General features: G+C 62.8%; 1 protein-coding gene and 1 other annotated feature. The gene reads left to right on the forward strand.

Annotated features, from left to right (window positions below; translation table 11 throughout):
• The first annotated feature begins 50 nt into the window (after positions 1-50).
• A protein-coding gene (locus tag M2427_RS42070; protein ID WP_211959176.1) for an IS3 family transposase occupies positions 51-1,282 on the forward strand; the annotation gives its coding sequence in 2 pieces (ribosomal slippage) (positions 51-342 and positions 342-1,282; 1,233 coding nt in all).
• Positions 335-451: a sequence feature (AL1L pseudoknot), on the forward strand. (Overlaps the previous gene by 117 nt.)
• Positions 1,283-1,321: the final 39 nt, after the last annotated feature.

Below are 1,321 nucleotides of genomic sequence, written 5' to 3' on the forward strand. Positions count from 1 at the left end.
TGAACCGCCCCGGGATTGCCGGAGGCTCCAACTCTTGAGAAGGTGGAGCCATGACAAGCAAGACGACGAACAAATTCTCACCTGAAGTCCGGACCCGCGCGGTTCGGATGGTTCTGGACCATGAAGGCGAGCATGCCTCGCGCTGGGCGGCGGTTGTTTCGATCTCAACCAAGATCGGCTGTACCCCGCAGACATTGCATGAATGGGTAAAGAAGGCCGAGGTCGACAGCGGCCGACGATCCGGCGTTCCATCCGACGTCTCGGACCGGCTCAAGGCGCTGGAGCGGGAGAACCGGGAGCTTCGCCAGGCCAATGAGATCCTGCGCAAGGCGTCGGCATATTTTGCGATGGCGGAGCTCGACCGCCGGTACAAGCCATGATCGCGTTCATCGACGATCACCGAGAGGTCCATGGGGTCGAGCCGATCTGCAGGGTGTTGCCGATCGCCCCCTCGACCTACCACGCCCATGCCGCCGGGCGCGCCGATCCGGAGAAGCTCTCCACGCGCGCAAGACGGGATATGACGCTGAAGCCGGAGATCGCCCGCGTCTTTGCGGAGAACTTCGAGGTCTATGGCGTGCGCAAGGTTTGGCGGCAATTGCAGCGCGAGAACTTTGACGTTGCCCGTTGCACCGTGGAGCGGCTGATGCGGGGGATGGGCTTGCAGGGCGTGATCCGCGGCAAGCCGGTCCGGACAACGATCAGCGACAAGGCGGCGCCGTGTCCGTTGGACCACGTCAATCGCCAGTTCCACGCGCCGCGTCCGAATGCGTTGTGGGTGTCGGATTTTACCTATGTCTCGACCTGGACCGGCTTTGTCTATGTCGCCTTCGTCATCGACGTCTATGCGCGACGCATCGTCGGTTGGCGGACCTCACGAACCGCGCATGCGAGCTTCGTTCTCGATGCGCTCGAGCAGGCTCTCCATGACAGGCGGCCGGCGCATCGCGGCGGGCTCGTGCATCACAGCGACCGAGGCAGCCAATACCTCTCGATCAAGTATACCGAACGCCTGGCGGAAGCAGGCATCGAGCCGTCGGTCGGCAGTGTTGGCGACAGTTACGACAATGCCCTCGCGGAAACCATCAATGGCCTCTACAAGGCCGAGGTGATCCATCGGCGGGGACCGTGGCGGACCATGGAAGCCGTCGAGTTCGCAACGCTCGAATGGGTGGACTGGTTCAACAATCGACGGCTGTTGGAGCCTATCGGCAACATCCCGCCGGCTGAAGCCGAGGAGCGCTACTACGCCATGATGGCTGAAACCGCCGTGGCGGCGTGACTCAAACAAAACAGCCTCCGGCAATCCCGGGGCGGTTCA

Source organism: Bradyrhizobium sp. BR13661 (genome assembly GCF_029892425.1).
Classification (GTDB): domain Bacteria; phylum Pseudomonadota; class Alphaproteobacteria; order Rhizobiales; family Xanthobacteraceae; genus Bradyrhizobium.